The sequence below is a fragment of the Maribacter sp. R86514 genome (genome assembly GCF_044597005.1).
GTDB lineage: Bacteria > Bacteroidota > Bacteroidia > Flavobacteriales > Flavobacteriaceae > Maribacter.
Window position 1 is genome coordinate 403,094 of record NZ_CP138999.1, and the last position, 26,634, is coordinate 429,727.

The 26,634-nt window shown below is 37.9% G+C and carries 19 protein-coding genes; 11 read left to right on the forward strand and 8 right to left on the reverse strand.

Annotated features, from left to right (window positions below):
• Position 1: 1 nt before the first annotated feature.
• The 5 genes from SJY30_RS01715 to SJY30_RS01735 all read left to right on the forward strand — a co-directional run bounded on the left by SJY30_RS01715 (position 2) and on the right by SJY30_RS01735 (position 6,480).
• Positions 2-1,816, forward strand: a complete 1,815-nt coding sequence (locus tag SJY30_RS01715; RefSeq protein WP_396633895.1) for an arylsulfatase — start codon at positions 2-4, stop codon at positions 1,814-1,816.
• A 19-nt stretch (positions 1,817-1,835) separates the two neighbouring features.
• On the forward strand, positions 1,836-3,515 hold the full coding sequence (locus tag SJY30_RS01720; protein ID WP_396633896.1) for a sulfatase: 1,680 nt from the start codon (positions 1,836-1,838) through the stop codon (positions 3,513-3,515).
• Between the two features lie 225 nt (positions 3,516-3,740).
• Entirely contained in the window at positions 3,741-4,199 is a 459-nt protein-coding gene (locus SJY30_RS01725; RefSeq protein ID WP_396635296.1) for a heme-binding protein, read from the forward strand.
• Between the two features lie 6 nt (positions 4,200-4,205).
• Complete coding sequence (locus tag SJY30_RS01730) at positions 4,206-5,735, forward strand: Dabb family protein (protein WP_396633897.1); 1,530 nt, start codon at positions 4,206-4,208, stop codon at positions 5,733-5,735.
• Positions 5,736-5,760: 25 nt separating this feature from the next.
• Entirely contained in the window at positions 5,761-6,480 is a 720-nt protein-coding gene (locus SJY30_RS01735; RefSeq protein ID WP_396633898.1) for a 3-ketoacyl-ACP reductase, read from the forward strand.
• Between the two features lie 43 nt (positions 6,481-6,523).
• On the opposite strand, the gene SJY30_RS01740 is transcribed toward SJY30_RS01735, so the two are convergent.
• From SJY30_RS01740 to SJY30_RS01775, 8 genes are all read right to left on the reverse strand, one after another.
• A complete protein-coding gene (locus SJY30_RS01740; protein WP_396633899.1) occupies positions 6,524-6,868 on the reverse strand; it encodes an L-rhamnose mutarotase in 345 nt (114 codons plus the stop codon).
• An 11-nt stretch (positions 6,869-6,879) separates the two neighbouring features.
• Positions 6,880-8,202, reverse strand: coding sequence for an L-fucose:H+ symporter permease (gene fucP / locus SJY30_RS01745; RefSeq protein WP_396633900.1), 1,323 nt, complete (start codon positions 8,200-8,202; stop codon positions 6,880-6,882).
• A 24-nt stretch (positions 8,203-8,226) separates the two neighbouring features.
• Positions 8,227-9,021 (reverse strand): SDR family oxidoreductase, encoded by a 795-nt coding sequence (locus SJY30_RS01750; RefSeq protein WP_396633901.1) that lies wholly within the window; start codon positions 9,019-9,021, stop codon positions 8,227-8,229.
• A 3-nt stretch (positions 9,022-9,024) separates the two neighbouring features.
• Entirely contained in the window at positions 9,025-9,852 is an 828-nt protein-coding gene (locus tag SJY30_RS01755; protein ID WP_396633902.1) for an amidohydrolase family protein, read from the reverse strand.
• A gap of 17 nt (positions 9,853-9,869) precedes the next feature.
• The gene (locus tag SJY30_RS01760; RefSeq protein ID WP_396633903.1) at positions 9,870-11,327 is read right to left on the reverse strand and encodes a tagaturonate reductase; all 1,458 of its coding nucleotides are present in this window, start codon (positions 11,325-11,327) and stop codon (positions 9,870-9,872) included.
• An 8-nt stretch (positions 11,328-11,335) separates the two neighbouring features.
• Positions 11,336-12,988, reverse strand: coding sequence for a UxaA family hydrolase (locus SJY30_RS01765; RefSeq protein WP_396633904.1), 1,653 nt, complete (start codon positions 12,986-12,988; stop codon positions 11,336-11,338).
• Between the two features lie 67 nt (positions 12,989-13,055).
• Complete coding sequence (locus tag SJY30_RS01770) at positions 13,056-14,063, reverse strand: zinc-binding alcohol dehydrogenase family protein (RefSeq protein WP_396633905.1); 1,008 nt, start codon at positions 14,061-14,063, stop codon at positions 13,056-13,058.
• An 86-nt stretch (positions 14,064-14,149) separates the two neighbouring features.
• Positions 14,150-15,700, reverse strand: a complete 1,551-nt coding sequence (locus SJY30_RS01775) for an alpha-L-fucosidase (RefSeq protein ID WP_396633906.1) — start codon at positions 15,698-15,700, stop codon at positions 14,150-14,152.
• 203 nt (positions 15,701-15,903) lie between these two features.
• Here SJY30_RS01775 and SJY30_RS01780 point away from each other — a divergent pair, with 203 nt between their 5' ends.
• The 6 genes from SJY30_RS01780 to SJY30_RS01805 all read left to right on the forward strand — a co-directional run bounded on the left by SJY30_RS01780 (position 15,904) and on the right by SJY30_RS01805 (position 26,470).
• Entirely contained in the window at positions 15,904-17,382 is a 1,479-nt protein-coding gene (locus tag SJY30_RS01780; RefSeq protein ID WP_396633907.1) for a sulfatase-like hydrolase/transferase, read from the forward strand.
• A 5-nt stretch (positions 17,383-17,387) separates the two neighbouring features.
• Complete coding sequence (locus SJY30_RS01785) at positions 17,388-18,953, forward strand: arylsulfatase (RefSeq protein ID WP_396633908.1); 1,566 nt, start codon at positions 17,388-17,390, stop codon at positions 18,951-18,953.
• Positions 18,954-19,142: 189 nt separating this feature from the next.
• Complete coding sequence (locus SJY30_RS01790; protein WP_396633909.1) at positions 19,143-20,543, forward strand: sulfatase-like hydrolase/transferase; 1,401 nt, start codon at positions 19,143-19,145, stop codon at positions 20,541-20,543.
• A gap of 4 nt (positions 20,544-20,547) precedes the next feature.
• Positions 20,548-22,227 carry a sulfatase-like hydrolase/transferase gene (locus SJY30_RS01795; RefSeq protein ID WP_396633910.1) on the forward strand — a complete coding sequence of 560 codons (1,680 nt, stop codon included), beginning with the start codon at positions 20,548-20,550 and terminating at the stop codon, positions 22,225-22,227.
• Between the two features lie 17 nt (positions 22,228-22,244).
• The gene (locus tag SJY30_RS01800; RefSeq protein ID WP_396633911.1) at positions 22,245-25,166 is read left to right on the forward strand and encodes a glycoside hydrolase family 2 TIM barrel-domain containing protein; all 2,922 of its coding nucleotides are present in this window, start codon (positions 22,245-22,247) and stop codon (positions 25,164-25,166) included.
• Positions 25,154-26,470: a family 16 glycosylhydrolase gene (locus SJY30_RS01805; protein ID WP_396633912.1), complete on the forward strand. Its 1,317-nt coding sequence runs from the start codon at positions 25,154-25,156 to the stop codon at positions 26,468-26,470. Before SJY30_RS01800 ends, SJY30_RS01805 begins: the two co-directional genes overlap by 13 nt.
• Positions 26,471-26,634: the final 164 nt, after the last annotated feature.

Here is a 26,634-nt window from a genome sequence, read left to right on the forward strand (position 1 = left end):
AATGATCAAAACCATCAAAACATTTTTTTTCGTTTTATGTACAATTGTAATAATTACCGCTTCATGTAAAGAAAGTGGTTCTGAAATAAGTTCAGATGCATTTCACAAACCGAATGTCATTTTTATTATGACAGATGATCAGGGGTACGGTGATGTTGGTTTTCACGGTAACACCATAATTAAAACGCCCCATATCGATGCCTTAGCGGCAAGGTCTACCGAGCTTACCAATTTTCATGTGGGTACGACCTGTACACCATCTAGAGCCGGTTTGCTTACCGGTCGTAATAGTAATAGAAACAATACCTGGCATACCATTGGTGGCTGCTCTATATTGAACAAAGAAGAGAAAACCATCTCAGAAGTTTTTCAAGATAACGGCTATAATACGGCCATGTTCGGTAAATGGCATCTAGGCGATAATTATCCGTATAGACCACAAGATAGGGGCTTTAAAGATGCCTTATATCATGGCGGTGGTGGCATAGGGCAAACACCCGATTATTGGAACAACGATTATTTTGATGACACTTATTTTAGAAATGGGGTGCCCGAAAAGTTTGAAGGGTATTGTACAGATGTCTGGTTCAAGGAAACTGTAAAATATATTGAAGATCAGAAAGATACTCCCTTTTTTGCATATCTAGCTTTAAATGCACCTCATGGCCCTTTTAACGTTCCACAAGAATATTTAGAGATGTATGCAGATGCTGATCTAAATGAAAAACAAAAAAGATTTTATGGAATGATCAGCAATATAGATAACAATATAGGTAAGCTGATGGAATATTTGGAGTCTTCGGGGAAATTGGAAAATACGATTTTGATATTTACTACTGATAATGGTACGGCGGCAGGTATCGGCAAGAAAAATGGAACGGTTACGGGTTATAATGCGAATTTAAAAGGAACAAAGAGTAGTCCTTATGATGGCGGTCATAGAGTGCCGTTTTTAATCCATTGGCCAAAAGGAAATATAACAGCCGATAAGTTAAAACAGAGCAATGATCTAGTGTCTCATGTAGATATGTTGCCTACGTTAGCAAAACTCTGTGGCATGGACTTTACTCCAAAAAATGAGTTGGATGGTACCGATGTTTCTAAAGTGTTTTATCCGAACAAGAAATTAGAGGACCGAATGTTGGTAGTAGATACCCAACGTTTGCAATGGCCTGTAAAAGACAGAAATAGTTGCGTTATGCAAGGTCAGTGGCGCTTGGTTAACGGCAACGAGCTTTACAACATGGATACCGATTTTGGTCAGGCAGAAGACTTGAGTTCGAAATTTCCAGAGCGAGTAAAGAATATGCAAGCGTTTTATGAAGATTGGTGGACAAGCACAGAAAAAGATATGCACTATGCTAGCATTCCGTTGCATAACCTTAGTAAAGAGCCAGTGTTGGTGACCATTCATGATTTACATTCAGAGGATGCTATACCATGGAATCAAAATTTAATTCGCAAAGGAGAACTGAAGCCTGAAGGATATTATTTGGTGCATGTAGAAGAAGAAGGTTTGTACCAATTTAATTTAAGTAGATACCCAACGGAATCAAATTTAAAGATTAACGATAATACGAATCCCATTCCATCAACATCCAATAAAGACGGTTTGTCAGCTGGCGTTGGAATAGAGATAGTCTCGGCAAGTATTCAAATTGGAGATAATAAAAAGAATATAGATACTGATGGAAATAGAACCTATGTGCAATTACAGCAATACTTAAAAAAGGGATCATATAATCTTTCTGCAAGTTTTACCACTGAAGACAATGTACAATTTCCAGCATACTATCTATCCATCGTAAAAAAATAAAAGCTCAATACATATCAGAATGAAAAAAGTCTTTAAAATTTTAATGTTCGCCTTGGTGCTTTCTTCTATGGCCAGTAACGAAAAATCGACAGATGGTAAAGAAGAAAAAAAACAGCCAAATATCATTTTCATTATGGCAGATGACCATACTACCCAAGGTTTGGGCGTTTATGGTAGTAGGTTGGCATCTTTGAACCCGACGCCGACATTAGATAAGTTGGCAAATGAGGGTATGTTGATGGAGAATGTTTTTGTAAACAATTCTATTTGTGTACCAAGTAGGGCAGCTATAATATCTGGGCAAAGAGCGCAAACAAGCGGAGTGTTAGATTTGGAAGGTGCGTTACCGCCAGCGAAGCAATATTTGCCGAAAGAGATGAAAAAATTGGGCTACGAAACTGCAATTATCGGTAAGTGGCATTTGCATGATGAACCTGCCGAATTTGACTACTACAAGGTGCTTCCGGTTCAAGGCAAATATTTTAATCCCGATTTTAGAGTGCGTGGAGAGCAAGAATGGCCAAACAATGTAGTGCAAACAGAAGGTCATTCTACTGATGTTATCACTGATAATACCATAGATTGGTTAGATAAGGGTAGGGATAAATCAAAGCCCTTCTTTCTAATGCATCATTATAAAGCACCTCATGATGATTTTGAAAATGCTCCGCGTTATGATGATTATTTGGCAGATACCTTTATTCCAGAACCAGAGAGTTTATATGATAATAAAAACAATGGCTCGGTAGCTACTAGAGGTATGAACGATTCGCTTACGCGTATTATTGGTTCATCGGTTTCTAGACGAAATTTAATTCGTAATCAAGCCATGAATATTTATACCGATAGCTCTATTTACAAGCAGTATAGAGATCAAAATACAATTGGGACAGATGAGCATAAAAAATGGCAGTTAACACCAGAGGAAAAAGAGATAACCTCAAAGGTATATCAAGATTATTTAAAACGCTATTTGCGTTGTGTTAAAGGGGTAGATGACAATGTAAAAAGGTTGATTACATATTTGGAGGAAAATGATTTGTTAGAGAATACAATCATTGTGTACACCGGTGATCAAGGTTTTATGTTAGGGGAACATGATTATATCGATAAAAGGTGGATGTACGATGAATCTATGCGTATGCCTTTCTTTGTTCGTTATCCTGAGAAAATTAAAGCAGGTACACGTTCAGATGCTATGGTCAATAATACCGATTTTGCTCCTACACTTATTGAACTAGCAGGAGGTAGCGCACCAGATTATATGCAAGGCAATAGTTTTAAATCAATTTTGGAAACAGGGGAGGAACCAGAAGACTGGCCGCAATCTACTTATTATCGTTATTGGATGCATTTGGCGCACAGACATCAGAATCCGGCACATTTCGGACTAAGAACCAAAGATTATAAGTTAATATTCTTTTACGGCAGGTATTGGGTAGATACAGACGACCCCAACGTTGAATATAATAAAGCAAGCTGGGGTAATGATTTTACCAATAAAACACCAGTGGCTTGGGAGTTCTATGATTTAAAGAACGATCCCAAAGAAATGAACAATGCCTACAATGACCCTAAGTATAAAGAGGTAATAGCTAATTTAAAAGAAGAATTGGTGAAGGTGCGAGAAGAACTGAACGAAACCGATAAAAATTATCCGCACATACAAAAGGTCATAGACAAGCATTGGAATGATTAAATAACTATTTCATCATCTTAAAAATACATTGCACTGGCTACTGAACCTTAGAAAATGGTACAGTAGCTAGTTTTGTTTTTAGAGGTTTTGGGAAGAAAAAAATATAATAATTTCAACAGAGTTGAACTAGTTCAACTTTTTTATGCAATTGGTTTTTGATTTTTGTAAAGTAGTACCAATAAATACAAAACTATGTTGACCGAACAAATCAAAAAATATGGAATTATGCTGTTCATCGCATTGATATCCATACAGTTAAATGCACAAAATCCGTTTGATATTAGTCACGACCAAGCTATGAAAGCCTTGGAAATAGCAAAGCAAAAAGCGGAGTCTATGAATGTTTTGGTAAATATTGCTGTGGTAGATGCAGGTGCAAATCTTAAATCATTTGTTAGAATGGACGATTCTTTTTTAGGCAGTATAGATGTAGCCATCAAGAAAGCCAAAACAGCACGTTATTTTGATATTGATACGGGCGAGTTGGGCGAATTAACACAGCCTGGCGGTATCATTTATAATATTGAGCATAGTAATGGCGGACTTATGACTTTTCCGGGCGGGGTGCCCATAAAAAATAAAAACGGTAAGATAATTGGTGCCATTGGCGTTAGCGGCGGTACCATAGAAGAAGATAGAATTATTGCAAATGCTGGTGCAGCATCAATTTTAACCAAAAACTAGAACACAATGAAAATTCATATGAAAGCCGCATTGGTCACGCTAATACTGTTAATAAGTACGTTGACCAAAGCACAAGATGTAACGAATCCAATGTTATATCGAAAAGATTTTAAAGATATATCAGGGAAGAATACGGTTTCCATTACTAGCTACGAAAAAAACGGAAAGCATTTTGTGTATGCCGGTGGTGTAGGTAATGTAGATGTTTTTCAAATTGATGCAGACGGTATTTTAACTCCGGTAAGCAATCACGAATTATACAAACAAAAAGGTCCGGCAAGAGGTATGGTGGCAGATCATATTAATGGTACCGACTTTCTTTTTATTGCCAACAAATATGGTAACGTAATAGAGACCTTTAAAATTGAGGATAATGGTTCACTAAAACAGGTTGCGTTGGTTGAAGATACATCAGAAACACATTTAGGTGTTGCCATTACTTTGCAGGTAGTTCACATGAAAAATGCATCCTACTTGTTCATAGGAGGTCTTGAAGAGACTCCGGGGTTGAGTAGTTTTAAAATTCACGACGATGGGGAGCTCACTCATGTACAATCTATGAAAGATACCGATGAGTTGCATACAGATGGTATTATTGGTATGTTCATTCATGAGGTAAAGGGCAAAACATATTTATATACCAGTGGTTTTCAAGATAATGGTGTAAGTAGTTTTAGAATTAACGAGGATGGTACATTTAAAAATGTGAACAACATTGATGATAATACCACAGATCGCTATCTAACAGGCGCATACCCTGTAACAGGAGCTACTATTGGCGATAACCATTATGTAGTGGTAGGGCATAGGCATCATAAGTATTACGAACAAAACGGATTCATCAAGAATACGGATTTTTATTACCATGGTGATGGCGTAAGTGTATTTAAGGTGAATAGAAAAGGTGCGTTGGTTCCGCATTTTGTTTTAAAGGACGATGAAACTACCAAATTACAAGGGCAGACCCGTATAGAAGTAGTTTCGGTGACCGAAGATTCTGCCATATTCGCCGTAGGTACTCGAGACGATGCAAGCATTCAGTTGTTAAGATTGGATGCTGAGGGACAATTGAGTCCGTTAAATTATTTGGAGACAGGCTTTCCTATTTATTACGGATTACGCGCATTGGAAATAGACGGTAAAAATTTATTAGTGGCCGGTTCCATGAGTTTTGAATTGAACAAGGTGGCCAGTTATGAGATTGCGCCAAAAATAGAACGCGAAGGAAAAATGTTGCGACATATCGTAAACTTAAAATATACTGAAGATGCTACCGAAAAGCAGGTAGACGAGGCAGTACAGACTTTTTTGAATTTAAAGAATACCATACCGGAAATCGTGGATATAGAATGGGGAGAAAACGATAGCACCGAAGGTCATAGTGATGGATTTACGCATACTTTTGTCATTACTTTTAATGATGAACATGGCAGGGAAAAGTACTTGTTCCATAAAACACATCTAAATTTGGTAAAGAAAGTCGGACCTATCATTGGCGGTGTTTTGGTAACGGATTTCTGGACGGATAAAGAGTAATAAAGAAACTGAACGAAAAAAGAAAATGGAAAATTTAAGAGATAAAACAGCGCTAATAACCGGTGGTGGAAGAGGTTTGGGTAAAGCCACGGCTATTGCTTTGGCACAAGAAGGCGTTTCTATTGCTATAACAGGTAGAAATGAGGAAAACTTAAAGACCACGGTAGTGGAATTGCAAGAATTGGGTATAAAAGCTATGTACGCTGTCTTTGATGTTGGCAATTATGATTCTGTAAAAGAAGGGATTAAAAGTATTATAGATACCATGGGTCATATAGATATTTTGGTCAATAATGCTGGTATTGCAGGTGTAGGCTCATTTTTAGAAATGCCGGTAAGCGAGTGGGAACAAATGATACAGACCAATCTTATGGGCATGTATTATGTGACCAAAGAAGTGTTGCCGCAAATGGTAGAACGTAGTAGCGGTGATATTGTCAATATAGCTTCTACGGCGGGTCTTAATGGAAACCCTAATGTATCTGCTTATTCCGCATCTAAGTTTGCGGTTGTAGGTATGTCAGAGTCCCTTATGAAAGAAGTGCGCAAACATAATATTAGGGTAATTACGATGACACCAAGTACTATAGAATCAGACATGACCATTGAGCTTGGTTTTGCGAAAAAAGGCAGTGAAGAAAATACATTACAGCCCAGTGATTTTGCCGAGCTCATTGTATCGGGGTTAAAGTTACCTAGAAGGGCAATGCTCAAATCAGCGGCATTGTGGTCCACCAACCCATAAATCATAAAAAAAGCTACTCGTTAGAGTAGCTTTTTTTAGTTGGTTATAATTGAAATATCTGTTCTAATGCAATCCACTTTTCTCCTTTTTCAGCCCAAGGAAGTTCTTGTTGAAATTTCCACATTAGTTTTTCCCATTCTTGTACTTTAGGGTTTGTGGCATCCATTTTAGCTTTTTTAATAGGATCAAATGTTTCATCAACCTCCATAATCATGAACATTCTATTACCAATGAGATAAATCTGCATATCTATGATACCGGCATCTTTAATACTCTTGGTAATCTCTGGCCAAGCATTTCCCTTTGCATGGTAATTTTTATACTCAGCTATTAAATCGGGATTATCTTTTAAATCGCATGAAAAACAAAGTCTTTTTGAACTACTCATAAATTAGCTAATTAGTTGGTGTGATATTTTTTATAGACCGTTCTACCGTAAAAGGCAACTACACCAAGGCAGATTAGCGATAGTATAAAAGAAAAGCGCATTTCTGTCACGCCCAGTATAATTATATCTTCATAGCCCACACCACCTAAATCTAGCATGTAACCTTGTAAGAAGGGTAGTAGTGCCCCACCAACAATGGCCATTACCAAAAAGGCAGCGCCAAATTTAGCATCTTCTCCTTGCCCTTCTAAAGCAATACCATAGATAGTTGGAAACATGATGGACATAAATAATGAAGTAGCCACTAAGGAATAGATACCTAACATACCGGGCAAGAATATTGCTCCTAGTAAAGTCAGCATTCCGCCTAAGCCAAAAAGCATTAATAATTTACCCGAATCTATTTTAGCCATAAGCGCAGTACCTATTGTTCTACCCACAAGAAAAACAATGTAACCTGCCAGTCCGTACCAAACAGCAGATTTTGCATCTATGCCCAACGTTTCGGCATATTGGTACACATAGGTCCAACACATAATTTGTGCACCTACATAAAATGCCTGTGTAACCACTCCAAAAGCAAATTTTGGTTGTTTCCATAAACGTTTAACCGAATCTTTAAAAACAACCTTAGCTTCTTGATGTTTGTTTTGTGGCATTTTGACCACGCTGATCAACACGAAAAAAACAAGGACTACAACCCCTAAAAGCACATACGGATTTCTGATAATTTCTAGGTCAGATGTTCTGATGGCAGCCTTTGCACTTTCCGATAAGGTATCGTAAATAGGTGTCCCGTCTGCCGTAGTATCATCAGATTGTAAAGCGCCCAACACAAAATTCTGAGCCACCAATAAGCCTAAAATAGAACCCATGGGGTTAAACATTTGTGCAAAGTTCAATCGTCTTGTTGCTGTTTCTTCGGCACCCATAGAAAGAATGTAGGGGTTAGAAGTTGTTTCTAAAAAAGCCAACCCAAAGGTAAGCACATATAATGCCGATAAGAAAAACGGATAGCTTTCAAAAGCGGCTGCCGGGTAAAATAATAATGCCCCCAAGGCATAAAGCGCTAAGCCCAAAAGCACCCCTTTTTTATAAGAGTATTTGTTTACGAATAACGCTGCAGGTATGGCCATGGTAAAATAACCGCCATAAAAAGCCAATTGTACCAACGATGCCTGTGTATTGGTGAGTTCCAGTACTTTTTGAAAACCGCGTACCATCGGGTTGGTCATGTCATTTGCCAAGCCCCACAAAGCAAATAGCGAAGTAATCAAGATAAAAGGCACCAAAACAGATTTGGAAACTACGGGTATTTTTTCAGATGAATTCATATAGAGTGGTTGGTTAAGGTGAATTTATTTTTCGGAAAGTAAAGAACGATCCAGATGTACGTAGCCGCCATCAACGGTTATAAATTGCCCAGTTGTGTGCGATGACCTTTCGGAAATTGCGAATAATACGGCGTCTGATATTTCAAGCGGAGAAGTCATTCTATTTTCTAACGGAATGTTCTTAACGATAGATTGTAATTTCTCATCTCCGTTATCTAAACTATTGATCCAATTTTCATAGGCAGGCGTCCAGCTTTCGGCAATGATCAATGCGTTAGATCGTATGCCAAACGGAATCAAATCTACCGCCCATTCACGCGTTAAACCTAATACACCACCTTTTGAAGCGGCATAGCCAGAAGTGCCGCCCTGTCCTGTAAGTGCAACTTTCGAACCTACATTCAAAATGTTACCTTTTGCTTTTTTAAGATAGGGCAAACAAAATTTGGTCATGGCAAAAAAGCTTACCAAATTTAATTGTAACGAACGCATAAATTTTTCAATGCTATCGTCTAAACTCACTGTATCGTTTACGCCTACATTATTGATCAAGGCATCTATTTTACCATATTTATCACCAATGATTTTGGCAGCTTTTTCTATTTGGGCAACATCGGTTAAATTGGTCTTTACAAAAATGCTGTCCACACCTTTGTCCTGTAATTCTTTTTCATATTCGAATCCTCGGTCATTTCTACATACTATTACCGGTATAGCGCCTTCTTTGGCTAATTCTTCTACAATGGTTTGCCCAATACTTCCTCTTAAGCCTGCAGCGCCTGTTATAACTACTATTTTATCTTTTAGTCTTAAATCCATACTTTATAAATTATAAAATTCCACCGCGTTGTTACCCATTATTCTAGCCTTTTCATCGGTGCTAAAATTTGTAATATAATTGGTGATCAGTTCTTTTACTTGACCGTAACTACCAGCAACTAAACACACCGGCCAGTCCGAGCCAAATAAACATCTATCAGCTCCAAAAGAGGCTAAAACAAGATCTAGATATCTCATAATATCGTTAGGCTTCCAATTGTTATAATCCGCTTCCGTTATCATGCCCGATAATTTGCAATACACATTTTCGTGTGATGCTATTTCTTTCATCAATGTTGCCCATCCATCATAAAAACCATCTTTTATATAGGGTTTTGCTATATGGTCAATCATAAATTTTTGATTTGGAAATTGCTTTACAAACTCTAAAGTTGCCCCAAGTTGATGCGGAAATATTAGAATGTCGTAGGTGTAGCCATATTGCTCTAGTTGTTTAATTCCGTTTAAAAAAGGTTTACTCAATAAGAAGTTTGGGTCGGGTTCGCCTTGTACCACATGCCTAAATCCTTTGACAATTGTATTGTTACTAAACCTTTCCAAATCCTTTTTAATGGTAGAAGCACGAAAATCTACCCAACCAACAACGCCTTTTATGAAGTCATTTTCTGATGCTAAATCAATTAAAAAATTGGTTTCTTCTATGGTTTGGTCCGCTTGTACGGCAACACATCCATCAATCTCATTTACCTTTAATTCGGTAATAAGGTCTCTTGGCATAAAATCTCTTCTAATAACAGCCATGTCATCATCTATCCAAGCATGCTTTTGAGGTTCATACTGCCAAAAATGTTGATGTGCATCTATCGTCATAGTCAGTTTGTCTTTTGTTATTTTTGGTTTATTAGGTTTATGGCTTCTTCAAATCCGTACTGTTCTATATTGCTGAGATTATGGGTTACGTTGCTCGTTAATCCTGATATCTGGTTGAGGTCTTCATTCCATATATCGGTATTGCCCAATATTTGTGAGGTCAGTGTATTTAGATCAATATTATTTTCTCTGAATTGCTGCCAAGTGTTGGAGAAGTATTCAAGTATTGAAGACTTATCGTTTAGGTCTATCTTTTCATTATTAAAATTCCCTTCATAAAAGCGAATCAAGGCACTTAATGCAAATGTGATGTTTGCGGGAAGACTTCCTTTTATTTCTAGGTAATCTTTTAATGTAGGAAGTAAACGTGTCACAAATTTTGAGGTACTGTTCAATGCAATACTGATCAATTGATGTTCTAAAGCAGGATTTTTAAACCTGGTAAGCACATCATTGGCAAATTGTTGTTTGTAATCTTTAGGAAAATCTAAAGTAGGTAGTACCTCATTCATCAATACACCTTTAATGAAATTAACAACTAAAACATTGTCCATGGCATCTTTAACCAAACGTTGCCCTAAAAGGTATGCAACGGGAACCATTGACGTATGTGCGCCGTTTAGAATACGAACTTTTAAATTTCTATAAGAATCCAAGTCGGTTACTAATTCAATATTTAAATCAGTTTTATGAAAAGGAAATTCGGCTAAAATATCTTCTGGTCCTTCTATTAACCAACTATGATAGAGTTCACCGGTAACGGCAAGTTGATCTGTATAGTCAAGTTTAGCTTCAATTTGTTCAATTTTATCTTTCGGGTACCCTGAAACTATACGGTCTACCAAGGTGTTATAAAAAGTACAGGAATGAACGATCCAATACTTAAAAGCTTTACCAAGATGCCACTGTTGCGCATATTGTAAAATACAATCCTTTAATGCCTCTCCATTTTTCTCAATAAGCTCAACAGGTAAGAACATACAACCTTTATCCGCGTCGCCTTTAAAATGTTTAAAGCGATGAAAAAGCCAAACCGTTAGCTTTGCAGGAAACTCTTTTGGCGGATTGCTGTCAAAGGCATCATCGGCATTGAAAACAATTCCCGCTTCCGTAGTGTTCGATATTATAAAACGTAAATCAGGAAGCTTGGCAAGTGACAAATAAGCATCCCACTCCGTATACGGATTTACCACTTTTTGCACACAATCTACCAATGTTAATTCTTGAACGAACTTGTCATTTGCATACCCTTCAAGATTAACGGAAAATAGACCGTCTTGCGATTTTAGCGCTTTATAATCACCACGTTCTGTAGGTTTTACAACGGCAACACCTGCGTTGAAGTTTGTAGCGCTATTTATTTTTTGAATACTGATATCTACAAACGCCCTTAAAAAGTTGCCACCGCCAAATTGCATTACTTTGATCGGTAATGATTTACGGCTTTGAAATGCGCTACTATTTAATACTTTCATATACTTTTTTAAAGTGATATTCCCCTTTTCCAAGGAATAAAGTCATCTTGACCTAAACGTACTGCGTTAGGTGTTTTTTCTCCACTTGCTACGGCAATAATATAATCCAGCAATTCTTCTCCCTTACTTTCAATGGTAGCTTTTGCCTCGATAATACCGCCAGTATTGAAATCTATGATATCTGCCATACGCTCGCTAAGTATGGTATTACTTGATATTTTGATTGTTGGGGCAATAGGGTTACCGGTGGGTGTACCCAAACCTGTAGTAAAGCAAATTATATTACAACCAGACCCTGCAAGAGCAGTAGTACTTTCAACATCATTACCTGGTGTACACAGTAAATTCAAGCCTTTTTTTGTTACCGGTTCTGTATAATCGAGAACATCGGTAACAATTGAGGTTCCTCCTTTTTTAGCAGCTCCGGCAGATTTCATCGCGTCGGTAATGAGTCCGTCTTTTATATTACCTGGAGACGGATTATTCTCAAATCCTGATCCCACTTCTTCGGCACGTTTGGAATAGGTTTGCATTAACCCTGCAAATTTTTCTGCATTTTCTTTGGTTTGGCACCTATTTAAAAGTTCTTGTTCTACACCGTTTAGTTCTGGAAATTCAGCAAGTACGGTTGATGCACCCAGAGCCACTAACATATCTGAAACATGCCCCAAGGCAGGGTTGGCAGATATACCTGAAAACCCGTCTGAACCACCGCATTCCAAGCCGAGGGTTAGTTTACTAAGTGGTGCTTTGCTACGTTTGGTTTTGTCAGCTTCTATTAAACCTAAAAAGGTATGTTTAACGGCGTCTTCTATAAAATGTTTTTCGCTTTTACTTTGCTGCTGCTCAAGAATAACCAAGGGTTTGGAAAACTGAGCATCCCTTTTTTTAATGGCATCTTCCAGTATAGGGATCTGAGCGTTTTGACAGCCAAGACTTAATACGGTAGCACCGGCTACATTTGGGTTGGTAATATAACCCGCTAAAAGATTGCAAAGCGTATCGCTATCTTGCCTTATACCTCCACAACCACCATCATGGTTTAAAAATTTAATACCATCTACGTTAGGGAAAACCTGTTCGTCCGTATTGGGGATTTCAGGTTTTATTATATCACTATTTAGGAATGTTTCTTTACTTTCCTGGTTTTTATAATGCTTTACAAGGGTTTCAGTAGAAATAATATCGGCAGCAGAGGTTTTGTATCCTAAGGGTTTTAACAATGCTGTTTTCAATACATCCACATTTCTATTTTCACAAAAAACCAATGGGATTACCAACCAATAATTTGCAGTACCAACGCTACCATCTTTTCTGTGGTAACCCATGAAAGTTCGGTCTTTAAAATTATCGATATCCGGTGGTGTAAATTTCCAATGTTGGTTTGCTACTTGATAGCTGGCCGTTGCATGGACCAAATTCTGAGTAGTAATTGCCTCCCCAATTTTAATGGGTACGAGAGCCTTACCAACAATAGAACCGTACATATATACTAAAGCATCCTTTTCAATAGGGTAGAGGGCAAATTTGTGTTTGGCCTTCACCTTTTTTGGGATAGGAATGGTTATGTTTTTATGAATTATTTGCGCACCTTCTGGTATATCCTGTAAGGCAACAAGAATATTATCTTTTGGGTGAATGTGTAAAAATCTTTTATCCATAAATTAATTTACAAACGTTTCTCGAACAGAAACAAAACTGTGTGGGTGTTAATACCTATTGATTGATCTAGAAAGTCACCATGGCTTTTATAACGCCTGTTTCAGGATTGAGCCAAGAATCAAAATTCGTGATCATTTCAGTATATGGGACGGTATGGGTAACAAAAGATGCTATTGGAAATTGGTCTATTACATCAATAACATATTCAAAATCGGCCAAGGTTGCATTTCTGCTGCACATAATGGTAGATTCTTTTGCATGTATTGCCGGGTGGTTAAAAGTTAGGTCGCCCTTAGACAAACCTACCAATACATATTGCCCCCCATGTGCCATATAATTTGGTCCGCTTTCCAAGGCAAATTTATTACCGGAGGCATCGAAAACAGCTGTGGCTAAATCGTTATTGGTAATTTCGTTCACTTTTGCGACCGCATCATCATCAGCTTTGACAATAAAGTCTACACCGATTTTGTCTTTGGCATAATCTAAACGTTGTTGATTGACATCAATGGCGATTACCTTGGCACCTTGTAATTGTGCCAATTTCATAATTCCGATCCCAATAGGACCACAACCAATAACCGCAACGGTTTCTCCTTTTGTAATTTGTGCTCTTCGTAATGCATGCGCACCAATGGCCAAGGGTTCTACAATAGCCATTTGTTCAAGACTCAGGTTGTTTGCCGGTAACAATAAATCTATGGGTACCGTTATAATCTCTTGCATACCACCATCGGTATGTACTCCCAGTACTTTAATATTGGTACAACAATTAGTTTTACCTGCTTTACAGGCAACACAGTTATTGCAACTTACATATGGCATTACCACTACTTTATCACCTTGCTTCAACCCTTTTTCATTTGGCGCTATGGAAATAATCTCTGCAGCCAATTCATGACCTAAAATTCGTGGGTATTTAAAAAACGCCTGGTTACCGCCGTAAGCATGTAAATCGGTACCACAGATACCGACCCTTTTTATTTTTAAAGTCGCCTCGTTTGCTTTTGCTATTGGAGCCTCTTTTTCTTTAAGGGTAAATGTGCCAGGTTCTTCGCAAGTAATATATTTCATTCTCGTGTGTTCTAAGTATTCAGAAGTTTTAAAACGCACCTTGTTAAAGGTGCGCTGCTTAAAAAAACTAACTCAACAATAATTTTTTATATGTTATCTGCCATGGTAATCTCTAAAGAGAAGGCATGGTCACCTATCTTCTTACCAAGATTATCTATGACAAGTCCGTTTTTGGTCTGTTGGTATTCAATTTCGCTATCACTACCTAATAGTTTGATAGATTTGATATCCATACCCTCTACGATATCATTGTCCAATGCTAATGAATTAATGGTGACGGCATTATTTTCTGGCCATGCTAAAAGAATAGCATATAGCTTATTATCTTTTTTCGTGAACCTAATATCTTGAGAAGTGAATCCTTTGTTGTCACCTTCAGAGTGGTGTCCTTTTTTAACTTCCGTAGGTCCTTCTCCAAAAACGGTCCAATATTCCGTGTCATAAATGGCATCACCATTTACTTTTAACCAATCTCCAATTTCAAAAAGAATCTTTTGTTGATCTTCAGGAATGCTACCATCCGCTTTTGGACCAATATTTAAAAGAAGGTTTCCGTTTTTAGATACAATATCAACTAGGTCGTCTACTAATTCATTCGTGTTTTTTGACTCCCAATTGGTAACATAACCCCAAGAGTTTTTACCGATAGAAGTATCTGTTTGCCAAGGCAGTTTTCTAATTCCCGGTAATTTTCCTCTTTCTAAATCGTAAATTACAGTGCCTTCAGGAAAAGCTTCATGGTCAAAGTTTTTGTCATTGATAACCACTTCCTTGCCCCATTCCAATCCTTTATTATAGTAATATGCCGCTAGTTTTGGTCTATATTCTTTAAAATCGGGTATGTCCAAATAAAAATCGAACCATAGAATATGTGGTTGATAATTGTCGATTAAATCCACCGTTCTATTCCACCATAACTCTTTGAATTCTTCAGAAACAGGTTCGGTTAGGTCTTTTCCTTTTGTGGAATACAGGTCTGCAAAATCAGGGTCAGTAGTATCGAAATGATCTTTTTTATTGTAGAAAGACCAGTTAAAAGCATAGTGCGAAGATGCTCCCATAATAAGTCCCGCTTTACGGCCTTCCTTAAACAATTCTCCTAGAATATCTTTTTTCGGTCCCATGTCTACAGCATTCCATCGTGTTGTATTAGACTTGTACATGGCAAAACCATCATGGTGGTCAGCTACGGGAATAACGTACTTGGCGCCAGATTTTTTGAAGATATCTATCCATTCGGTAGCATTGAATTTCTCACCTTTAAATTGAGGGATAAAATCTTTGTAGCCAAAATTTTTCTGATCACCGTATTTATCTTTGTGATATAGGTACACTTCATTGGGCCCTAAATGTTGATGTTTAAGTTGAGCGGTAAAAGTAGCGGAATCCATATACATACTTCTTGGGTACCACTCAGAGGTAAATGCTGGTACGGCATAAGCGCCCCAATGAATAAAAATGCCAAACTTTTGATCGTTGAACCAATCTGGGTCTTTATAGTTTTCTTTTATAGATTCCCAATTAGGCTCAAAACGTTTTGTTGTTTCAATAGTTTCGTTGTCTGCTTTTTCGGTTTTTGATTTGCAGCTTACAACTAATAGTATGAAGAGTAAAGGGTAAATAAAATATTTGGTCATAATCATATGGTAATCGTTTGTTAAAGGTCATTTCAAGTAAGAGCTGCTAAATTCCGTTTTTTGTTTTATCGAATTCATAACAGATGTTTTAATGATTACAACAAATGGTTATCGTTGTTTTTTATTAAGTTTTATATGTATTTCTTTGGGATATATTTAATGTTTAAATGAATAAGGTATATAAAATTCAATTCTTAAAATAAATGAAAAAGTCCCTTTTATACATTCTTTTGGTCGCTGTTCAGTTTTTAATGAGTCAAGAAAGTAGAAAAAATAGACCTAACATCATTTGGGTAATGGCAGAAGATATTAGTCTGGATCTGGCATGTTACGGCACTAAAGCTGTGAACACACCTTTTTTAGATCAAATGGCTGCAGACGGCATTCGTTTTAATAATTGTTTTGTGACCAATCCTATTTGTTCACCAAGCAGGTCTGCCATGATCTTGGGTACGCACCAGCAGAAAAGTAATACCCATAATCACCGCAGCAATAGAGATGTGGTATTGCCAAAACCATTTGTACCGTTTACACAATTATTAAGGGATGCAGGGTACACGACTATATTGGGGCATAAAGATGTACGTGGAAAAGGAAGGAAGATTGATGTGAATTTTAAACATACACCTATTGGCACCTGGGATGGAGAATCAAATTTTGGTATTTACGATAAGTACGATGAGTTTCTACCTAAAGATGCTCCGTTTTTCTCGCAGATAACACTAAACGTAACCCACCGTGGAGATTGGTGGGATGATATTAGGGCACAATCAAAGCATCCAGTAAATCCTGATGATGTTGAACTTCCTCCATATTTAGCAGACGACCCGGTTATTCGATTAGACTGGGCCAAGTATTTAGACCAGATGGAATACATGGATGCCGAAATGGGAATGCTTTTTAATGAATTGGAGAGAAAAGGTCTTGCAGAAAATACGGTAGTAATTTTTATAGGAGATAATGGCAGATGCAATATAAGAGGTAAGGGTTATTTACATGATTCTGGTTTGCGTATTCCGTTATTGGTGAAGTGGCCAAAAGGAATTGATAAAGGGCAAATAGATGATAGAATAATTAGCTCAACAGATATAACGGCAACAATTTTAGATTTGGCACAAGTTGAAATACCTGATTTTATGACCGGAAAATCGTTCTTGGATAAAGAGTTTGATCGATCAGAGGTATTTGCTTCTCGCGATTTATGGGATGAAATTCCGGAAAAAAGCAAAGCCATAACGACCGATAAGTTTAAATATATACGCAATTTTAAGCCAGAAATTCCTTGGGATGCCCACCAAGCGTACTTAGAATTTTACAGACCTGCGGTGCATGTCATGAGAAGGTTAAAAGAGGAGGGTAAATTGAATAAAAACGAATCGATTTTCTTTGGTGTAAAACCCACAGAAGAATTGTACGATTTGGAAAAGGATCCTTTTGAACTAAATAATTTAGTTTTAGATGCTGAATATGCAGTGGTTTTGCAAAAAATGAGACAACAGACATTAGATTATAATAATGCCTTTACTCCGGTAACGGAAATTTACAACCCCGTAAACGCAGAATCGGTAGATGTGTTAGAGTGGGTGAAAAAAGAAAAGCCAAAAGCTTATACCAGAATGTTGGCAGGGGAAGAAATAGGCTTTCATAAAATGATAAACGAATATAAAGCAACCAACAAATAATAAAGATGAGTATTTCAAATAGAACATTAAAACATCTAGTAGGCCTTTTAGCCATATTCCTTTTTGTGTCATGTGGAGAAAAGAGCGATAAAAAAGAGACAAAAGAAGCTGAAAATAAGCAACCAAATATTGTTGTTATTTATTTGGATGACCTAGGTTATGGTGATGTAGGTGCTTACGGAGCTACCGAATTGAGAACACCCAATATGGACAAGCTAATAAATGGAGGTATAAAATTTACCTCTGGTTACGCGAGTTCTGCAACATGCACTCCAAGTAGATATGCCTTACTTACGGGTGAATATCCTTGGCGTGTAAATGCACAAATATTACCCGGCACGGCTCCGTTAATAATAGATACAGACCAACCGACAGTGCCCAAAATGCTGAAATCACAAGGCTATCAAACAGGTATAGTGGGCAAATGGCATTTAGGATTAGGAAATGGCAATGTAGATTGGAACCAAGAAATTACTCCCGGTCCCAACCAACTAGGTTTTGACTATTCGTACATATTAGCTGCCACACAAGATAGGGTGCCAACGGTTTATATAGATAACGGTAAGGTTGATAACTTAGACCCTAACGACCCCATAGAAGTTAGCTACAAAACTAATTTTGAGGGAGAGGCAACAGGTAAGGATAATCCGGAATTGACTACTATGAAATGGCATCATGGTCACAACCAGAGTATTGTTAACGGCGTACCTAGAATTGGATTTATGAAAGGAGGCGAAGCCGCAAAATGGAGCGATGTAGACATGGCAGACCATTTTTTGGAAAAAGCCAAGGCATACGTTAAGAATCATAAAGACGCTCCGTTTTTCTTGTATTATGCATTACAGCAACCGCACGTGCCAAGAACTCCTAATCCTAGATTTGTAGGGTCATCGGGAATGGGACCTAGAGGTGATGTAATTGTAGAGGCAGATTGGATGATCGGTGAGTTTGTAAAGGAACTGGAAAAACAAGGTGTATTGGAAAATACCTTAATCGTATTTACAAGCGATAACGGTCCCGTTTTAAATGACGGTTATTATGATGATGCCGTAGAGAAATTAGGAAAGCATACACCAAGAGGAGGTTTACGAGGGGGAAAATACAGCCTATTTGAAGCAGGAACAAGAGTTCCATTTTCGGTGTATTGGAAAGGTAAAATAGCGCCAAAAACATCAGATGCGTTGGTGTGTCAAATAGATCTTTATGCATCTCTCGCAGCATTAACGGGAGCCACATCTAATCTGCCGGATAGCGAAAATTTATTGGATGTTTTTATGGGGAAATCTGATGAAGGTAGAGACCATTTAATTATAGAGGCAGGTGGTAGAACCGCCTTGAGAAAAGGAGATTGGGCGTTTATACCCCCATATCCAGGCAGTGCCGTTAACACTCAGGTAAATATAGAATTGGGTAATGATGAGTCTTATCAGTTATATAATCTGAAAAACGACTTAGGTCAACAAAAGAATATAGCAAAAGAAAATCCTGAAAAATTACAGGAGCTCAAAGAAGAATACGAGAATAAGAGAGGGGTCGATAATGCATCGGTGCCTGAGTTGGAATTACATTAATGATAATTGTTAGTTTTATTTGTTAGAAGCACCCGAGAGGGTGCTTTTTTGTTCGTGTAGAAGTCTTGACCGTTAAAAAGATGCTTTACCAGTAACAAATGTTCTAAACAATGCCACACATGTTTTAAACGTTTCACGCATTTGAAGTTAACCCGTACTTTTAATCAGATAGAGCTATAGAACGCGATTATGATCAAATCTTATAAATTATCCATATTACTATTTCTAGGGTTTTTAGGTATTATTTGTAATGCTCAAAAACCGAAGAATACACCTAAGCCCAATATCATTGTCATCTTAACAGATGACCAGGGTTGGTTAGATGTTGGTTTTAATGGTGGTACAGATATACCTACACCAAATTTAGATGCCTTGGCGAAAGAAGGTGTCATTTTTAATAACGGTTATGTATCTCATCCATATTGTTCTCCATCTAGAGCGGGACTCTTAACTGGCAGGTATCAAGCACGTTTTGGGCATGATTGTAATATGCCATATGATGGCGAGAATGACGCTTCCGTAGGTACGCCTCTTTCTGAAAAGATAATTTCAGAAGCTTTAAAAGAACAAGGTTATGTAACGAGTGCAATTGGAAAATGGCACGTTGGTGACCATCCAAGTCTACACCCACCACAACAAGGATTTGACCATTGGTTCGGTTTTGCCGGGGGATCAATGAATTATTGGGGAACACCTAATGGCCCGCTACGAACAATATTCCGAAATAATGTTGAAGTACCAGAAACAGAATTATCGTATTTAACAGATGATTTTACTAAGGAAGCCATCACTTTTATGGAAGAAAACAAGAGTAAACCATTTTTTATCTATTTGGCATACAACGCACCACATGCTCCAGACCATGCCACCAAGCAATACTTAGAAGAAACCAAACATATAGAATATGGTGGTAGAAGCGTATATGCTGCCATGGTAAATGGGGTAGATGCCGGTGTTGGTAAAATAAATTCGTATTTGCAAGACAACGGACTTAAAGAAAATACCATTTTGGTTTTCTTGAGCGATAACGGTGGGCGCGCCACCCAAGCTTCCAATGGTCCCAATAGAGGTCATAAAGGAATGCTGTTTGAAGGTGGTATAAAAGTACCCTTCTTCATGGTTTGGAAAAATCGGATAAAAGCCGATAAAAAATATGATGAGGTAGTAAGTTCTTTGGATCTGTTTCCCACACTACTATCTGCGACCGGAGGCAAAACGGAGCATGAAAAGCAGTTAGATGGTGTAGACCTTCTTCCTTATTTAGAGTATGAAAATGAAAAACCGCATGAAACACTTTTTTGGCGTTCAGTTGGCGGATTTGAATATGCGGTTAGGCATCAAGATTATAAATTGTACAAAAGTGCTTATAAAGACAAAACCATGTTATTCAATTTAAAAACCGATGCCTTAGAACGTTATGATATTGCTTCAAACTATCCTGAGATTGTTTCAAAATTAGAAACCCTGTATAAAGATTGGGATAGTAATAATATGGCACCAGGTTGGGTTGATCCCCATGCCGAAAATGTTATTAAAGAAGAGAAAAAATACAAAGCCATTAGGCAAAAATCACTTAGACCAAAAAATTAGGTATATGAATGTAAATACACAATTTCCCAGATCCTTAGTATTCTTATGTACTCTGCTGATATTTAAATTAGTACAAGCTCAAGAACAACCTAATATTATTTTCATTTTAACCGATGATCAGAGTTATGGTATGATGGGGTGTACCGGTAATGAAGTGGTACAAACACCCAACATTGATAAGTTGGCAGGCGATGGAGTATTGTTTACCAACGCACATATTACCAGCGCCATTTGTACCCCAAGTAGGGCAAGCATTTTAACCAGTCAGTTTGAACGTAAGCACGGTGTAAATTTCAATTCTGGCACCAGCATGTCAGAAGAAGGGTGGAACAACACCTATCCTATGGTATTGCGTAACAATGGCTATTATTCTGGCTGGATAGGTAAAAACCATTTGCCGGTGGGCGATGGTGGTTATACCAGCGGATTAATGGATAAGAGTTTTGATTATTGGTATGCCGGTCATGGACATTTAAGCTTTTACCCAAAAGACAGACACGAAATTTTTAAAAACGCAACAGATGATACACAAGTAGAAATTGTAAGCGAGGGAGTTTCAGATTTTTTATCTAATGAACAAAAATTACAAGGCGCACAAAAGTTCTTGGATCAAAGGCCAAAAGATAAGCCATTTGTACTTTCGGTCAACTTTAATTTACCACATGATGCAAGTGCATCTACTATGGCACAGCGCGATAGTGATGATGCTATTTACAAAACCTTGTATAATGATGTAGAGCTGGATTTACCCAGAAACTACATTGCCAAAAAAGATATTAAACAACCAAAACTACCGCCAGAAATTCATAAAACAGGTGATAGGCAAGAAGGTTATGATTATGTAGATACACCCGAAAGTTTGTTAACTCGTTACCGATTAAAATTACAGGCGATGGCGGGCATAGATCGTATGATCGGGGAATTAAGAGAAACCCTAAAGAAACAAAAGTTAGACAAGAATACGATTATCGTTTTTACTTCTGACCATGGCTTGTTTATGGGGCAATTCGGCATTGGCGGTAAAGCCCTTTGCTACGAGATTACTACGCATGTACCATTAATTATTTATGATCCAAGCGAGAAAAAAGCGAACCGAGGTAGAAAGTCCGACGCTCTTGTACAAAGCATTGATATTGCGCCAACCTTACTTAAAAAAGCGGCAATTGAAATTCCAGATACATATCAAGGTAGAGATTTATCGCCACTATTATCACAAGAAAAAAGCGACGTTAGAAACTATTTATACACAGAAAATTTATGGTCTACCCAGTTTGGAAATCCAAGATGTGAAGCAGTGAAAGATAAACGCTGGAAATATATAAGGTACTACAAGAACGAAAATTTTTCGGCACAAAAGAAGATTGAGACCGCAAAGCAAATGGGTATTAAGATGACGGCGATGTTGTATAAAGTTCATGATCCAGATATCGCCTTGTATCGTTCGTTTGTAGAAGGTCCTTTACAAGGCGAGCAAGCAGTTTATGAAGAGTTGTTCGATTTGGAAAATGACCCGGACGAAACTACCAACTTGGCTCACTTAGCCCAACATGCATCGGTGTTGAAAAAACTAAGAGCTGTGTGGAAAGAGAAAATAACATTTGCCAGAGGCGATGAAGCACCAAAAGTATTGCGATATACATCTGACAGTGAAGCAGAACGTGGCGTAATCATAGAACCTAAATAATTCAGAATTTATCAGAAATGACAAACCAAAACACTAACAAGGCACTATTAGGTCTTTTAATCACACTCTTGTTAACTACGGGGGCATTTTCACAAGAACTTCCATTCGGGTATCCAGATACGGAACGTACCAAGGTAAGTATCAATCAGGGTTGGAAATTTCACTTGGGTAATCCAAATGCTACCTATTACGAAACCAATACGGATGATGCTTCTTGGGAAACCGTAAATGTTCCCCATACCCTAGCATTAACATCGTTGGCTTTAGATGGTTTGCAAGATGAAAAAACACAACTAGAATTTCATAGAAATGTAGGTTGGTACAGAAAAACCATTACTGTACCGCAGAACAACAACAAGGTGTTTCTAGAGTTTGAAGGCGTGCACCAAGTAACCGATGTTTGGGTAAACGGTAGGCATGTAGGCAAACATGGTACAGGTGGTTACACACCGTTTCATTTTGATATTACAGGGTATGTAGATAAGGGAAAAGACAATCAAGTAACCGTTTTGGCAGATAATAGAAGAAGTACGGTTGTTCCGCCAGATCCGGGTCCTTTCGATTATGTAAAATTTAGTGGTCTGTATAGAGATGTGTATTTGGTTGAAAAGCATCCGGTGCATATTGGTTTCAATTGGGAAGCCAAGCGTGCAGGGGTAACCATAACCTCACCAACGGTAGATGTGGTGAATAAGAACGCGACGATAGATATTAAATCCGTCGTAAAAAATACAAGCAATTCACCGGCAAAAGTAACCGTGGTAACAAGAATAATAGATGCAGAAGGGCTCGTGGTTCTAAAGCTGACTAATGATGCAACCATTGCGCAAAATAATGATTATGAGTTTGACCAAATAGGTAGTTTAGAAGATAATGTTCAGTTGTGGGATGTAGATAATCCTAACCTGTATCGTGTAAATACAGAAGTTTTGGTCGATGATAAATCTGTAGATGTTGTCGAAAATAATCTGGGCATTAGAAAATTTGAATTGAATCCTGATCGTGGTTTTATGCTAAATGGAAAACCGATAGAACTAATGGGGTTCAACAGGCATCAGCATTATCCATATATAGGCGATGCTGTACCAGATGCACTACACTATAAAGATATGCTGCAGTTTAAAGAGTTCGGCTTCAATATTATGAGAACGGCGCATTATCCGCAAGATAATGCCATTTTAGATGCTTGTGACAAGCTGGGTATTTTGGTTTATGAAGAAGCACCTTCATGGGTTTCAATGAGTACTGATAAAGAATGGTGGAGTAATTTTGAACAATCGGAACGTGTTATGATTCGAAATCATAGAAATCATCCTTCTGTAATTATTTGGGGCGGTGGTATAAACCATAGAGGTTATGTGCCTCTTGCCCATAATACCGCTAAGCAAGAAGACCCAACAAGGCTTACTGCGTCGCAAGGTTCGCGATGGACGGGCTGGCAAACATCGGGTCTAACGGATATCAATGCCAATATGCTTTACGGACCTTTCATTTGGGATCGTTCAGAACCTATGTTCGCCATGGAAGGTCGCGTTGGTCCAGAAGCTTTGGCTCCTTTCAGAAAAGATTCGTTAATGACGGGTTTGATCTCTTGGACTGCCCATGCGTATTACACTTTTCATCCAACCCATGATAAAGCAAAAAATGAAATTGACAGAACCAGAAGTGGCGGAATGACCATTTTTAGAAACCCAAGACCAGAGTTATATTGGTACAAGGCTGAGCTTAGAAAAGAACCTTTTGTGTACATGTTGGAAACGTGGAAAAAAGGTCAAGATTCCATCACGGTTTTTAGTAATGCACAAAGTGTGGAATTGAGTGTAAATGGTAAAACTATTGAAACTAAATCACCATCAAAAGACACTATTTATGAAGGGTTGCATCATGCTCCGTTCCTATTCAAAAATTTAAAATATGCAGATGGGGAAGTAAAAGCCAAAGCCATTTTTAAGGACGGAAAAACAAAAGAAGTAGTTCATAAAACTGCGGGTCAACCTTATGCCATCGAATTAATGCTAGATACCTTAGGTAGACAGTTTACCGCAGATGGTGCCGATATACTTATGGCATATGCCACGGTGGTAGATAAAAATGGAACTCCAATTACCGATTATAAGGGTAAGGTGAATTTTTCTGTCAACAAAAATGCAACAGTTGTAGGCGATGGTGCCGCTATTAATGCCAACCCTATGTTTACCGAATATGGTATTGCACCGGCATTGATAAAAGCAGGTACTACAGCTGGTGAAGTTAAAATCAAAGCAAGTGCCAAAGGCTTGAAATCAGCTAATACTACTATGCAATCAACGTCATATAATCCAAATGTCTTGGCAGCGAATGCAAAACCTATTTACGATTTTAAGAAAATTAGAATAGACATGGGTGCCAATGACCAGTTGGTACAATTTGGTTGGGATTTTTGGAACGGAAATGACGAAGAAAAGAAGAGCTATAAGCTACCAGAATGTAATAATGCGGAAGTAAGCTTAGCTACAAACAGTACAGATGGTGTATTGCGTTGGTTGGGTGAAATGAATGTTATTGGTAAATACGGATACGTATATGGCGATGGTGTACTTGGTATTGATGAAAAAGGATTAACTATTAGTTTTAGAGGCTTACCAAAGGGTCGTTACAAGATGAGTACCTATCATCATGCACCAAAAAGTAATTCTGATGAAATGGATCCTAACAAGGAGAAACTAAAGAAAATTAAAATTTTGAATATTCCCTACGAGCGAAAATTAACTGTAACGGCAGGGGACAATTCCAAAGAGGTTTTGGTAACAGAAGGTAAAATGATGCAGTTTAGTGAGCCGGGTAAAAATACGATCATATTTACCGTAAAGGATGAGGGAACAGCGAAAGTAAGTATTCAAGGTACCACAGGAAAAGGAATTTGGTTAAATGGAATAGAACTGCAAGAATGGAAGAGATAGACAGTCCACAAGCGCAAAAGAAATCACATATAACTACGATAGTGTGTTTGCTGTTCATATTGTTCGGTATGTTCACTGGTGAAGTAAAAGGACAAAATTATAGTCCCGAAAAGGAAGATGTACGTGTGGGTCCGCCAAAACCACCACTGGGAAAAAGATGGGTTATGAATCGGGATTTTTCAGATGAATTTAATGGTACAGAGTTGGATACTACCAGGTGGTTAGATCATCACCCTACATGGATAGGGCGTGAACCAGGTTTGTTTATGAAATCGCAAGTATCTGTAGCTGACGGTTTTTTGCAATTAAAAGGGGAGAAAATGTCACAAGACACTGTAATTAAAGCATATGGCAAAGAAATGACCTTTTCAATTGCAGGAGCTGCGGTAGTTTCAAAAAAGAAAACCCAATTTGGCTACTTTGAAACACGGGTAAAAGCGGCAGCAACGACTATGTCTACCACATTCTGGTTTTCTACTGTTGGTAATTTTAAAGGACCTAATGACTGCGATGCATATGGTCTGGAATGGGATATTCATGAATCGGTTGGTAGAACGGGTGATTTTAGCGGCGATTATTTTGCAAGCGGAATGCATTCCAACAGTCATTTTTGGTATACCGATTGTGAAGGGGAACGACATGATCGTAGAGCGGCTCAAGTCCGTTTCGAAGATGATGAAGTAACTTCCGAAAATTTTCACGTATATGGTGGCTGGTGGCGAAATGAGAGTACTGCAAGTTATTACTATGACCATCGCGAACCTAAGCATCAAAAATTTTATGATAAGGTAAAAGAAAAACCATTTGATCAGCCCATGTATATGCGCTTGGTGTCCGAGACTTATCCTTTTCCTTGGATAGCGCTTCCCGATGAAGAAGAACTTTCTGATCCAAGTAAAAATGTGGTGTATTATGATTGGGTACGAGCCTATACCTTAGAAGATATTTCAAAAGAAGTAGCACATCAACCTTTAGAAAAGCAACTGCAGTTATATGAAGAGAGCGTAATTTTTGATACGGTAGCGATAAATGTCAAAAATACTTTGAACATAGAAGTTCCTATTTCCTATAAGGCAAACGAATCAAGGCAACTAGTGCTGGAAATCTATGATAACGATGATAACAAAATAGTAACAGATAAGGTGAAATTGCTACCAGGTTATGGTCATTTTCGTCATAATCTACATTTGGATAATACTTTGCGTTTGCGCGGTGATTATAGACTTCTAGCGAAGTTACAGTACATAAACGAAGAAGATAAAACCATTTTGGATCGCAACAACCTGATTTTAAAATTCAAGTAGGTCAATAATCTACCTTCAAAACCATTTATAACCCTAAATGGGTCATTTGTAGTGTTGTTTTCGAGCAAATCGTACTATTCTTGTTCAGTCCCTTAATGTTTAATATGGGTACTTAGGCTCCAAAAGGTAAAGACTTGAAAACACGTTTAGATAAGATTTAAAAT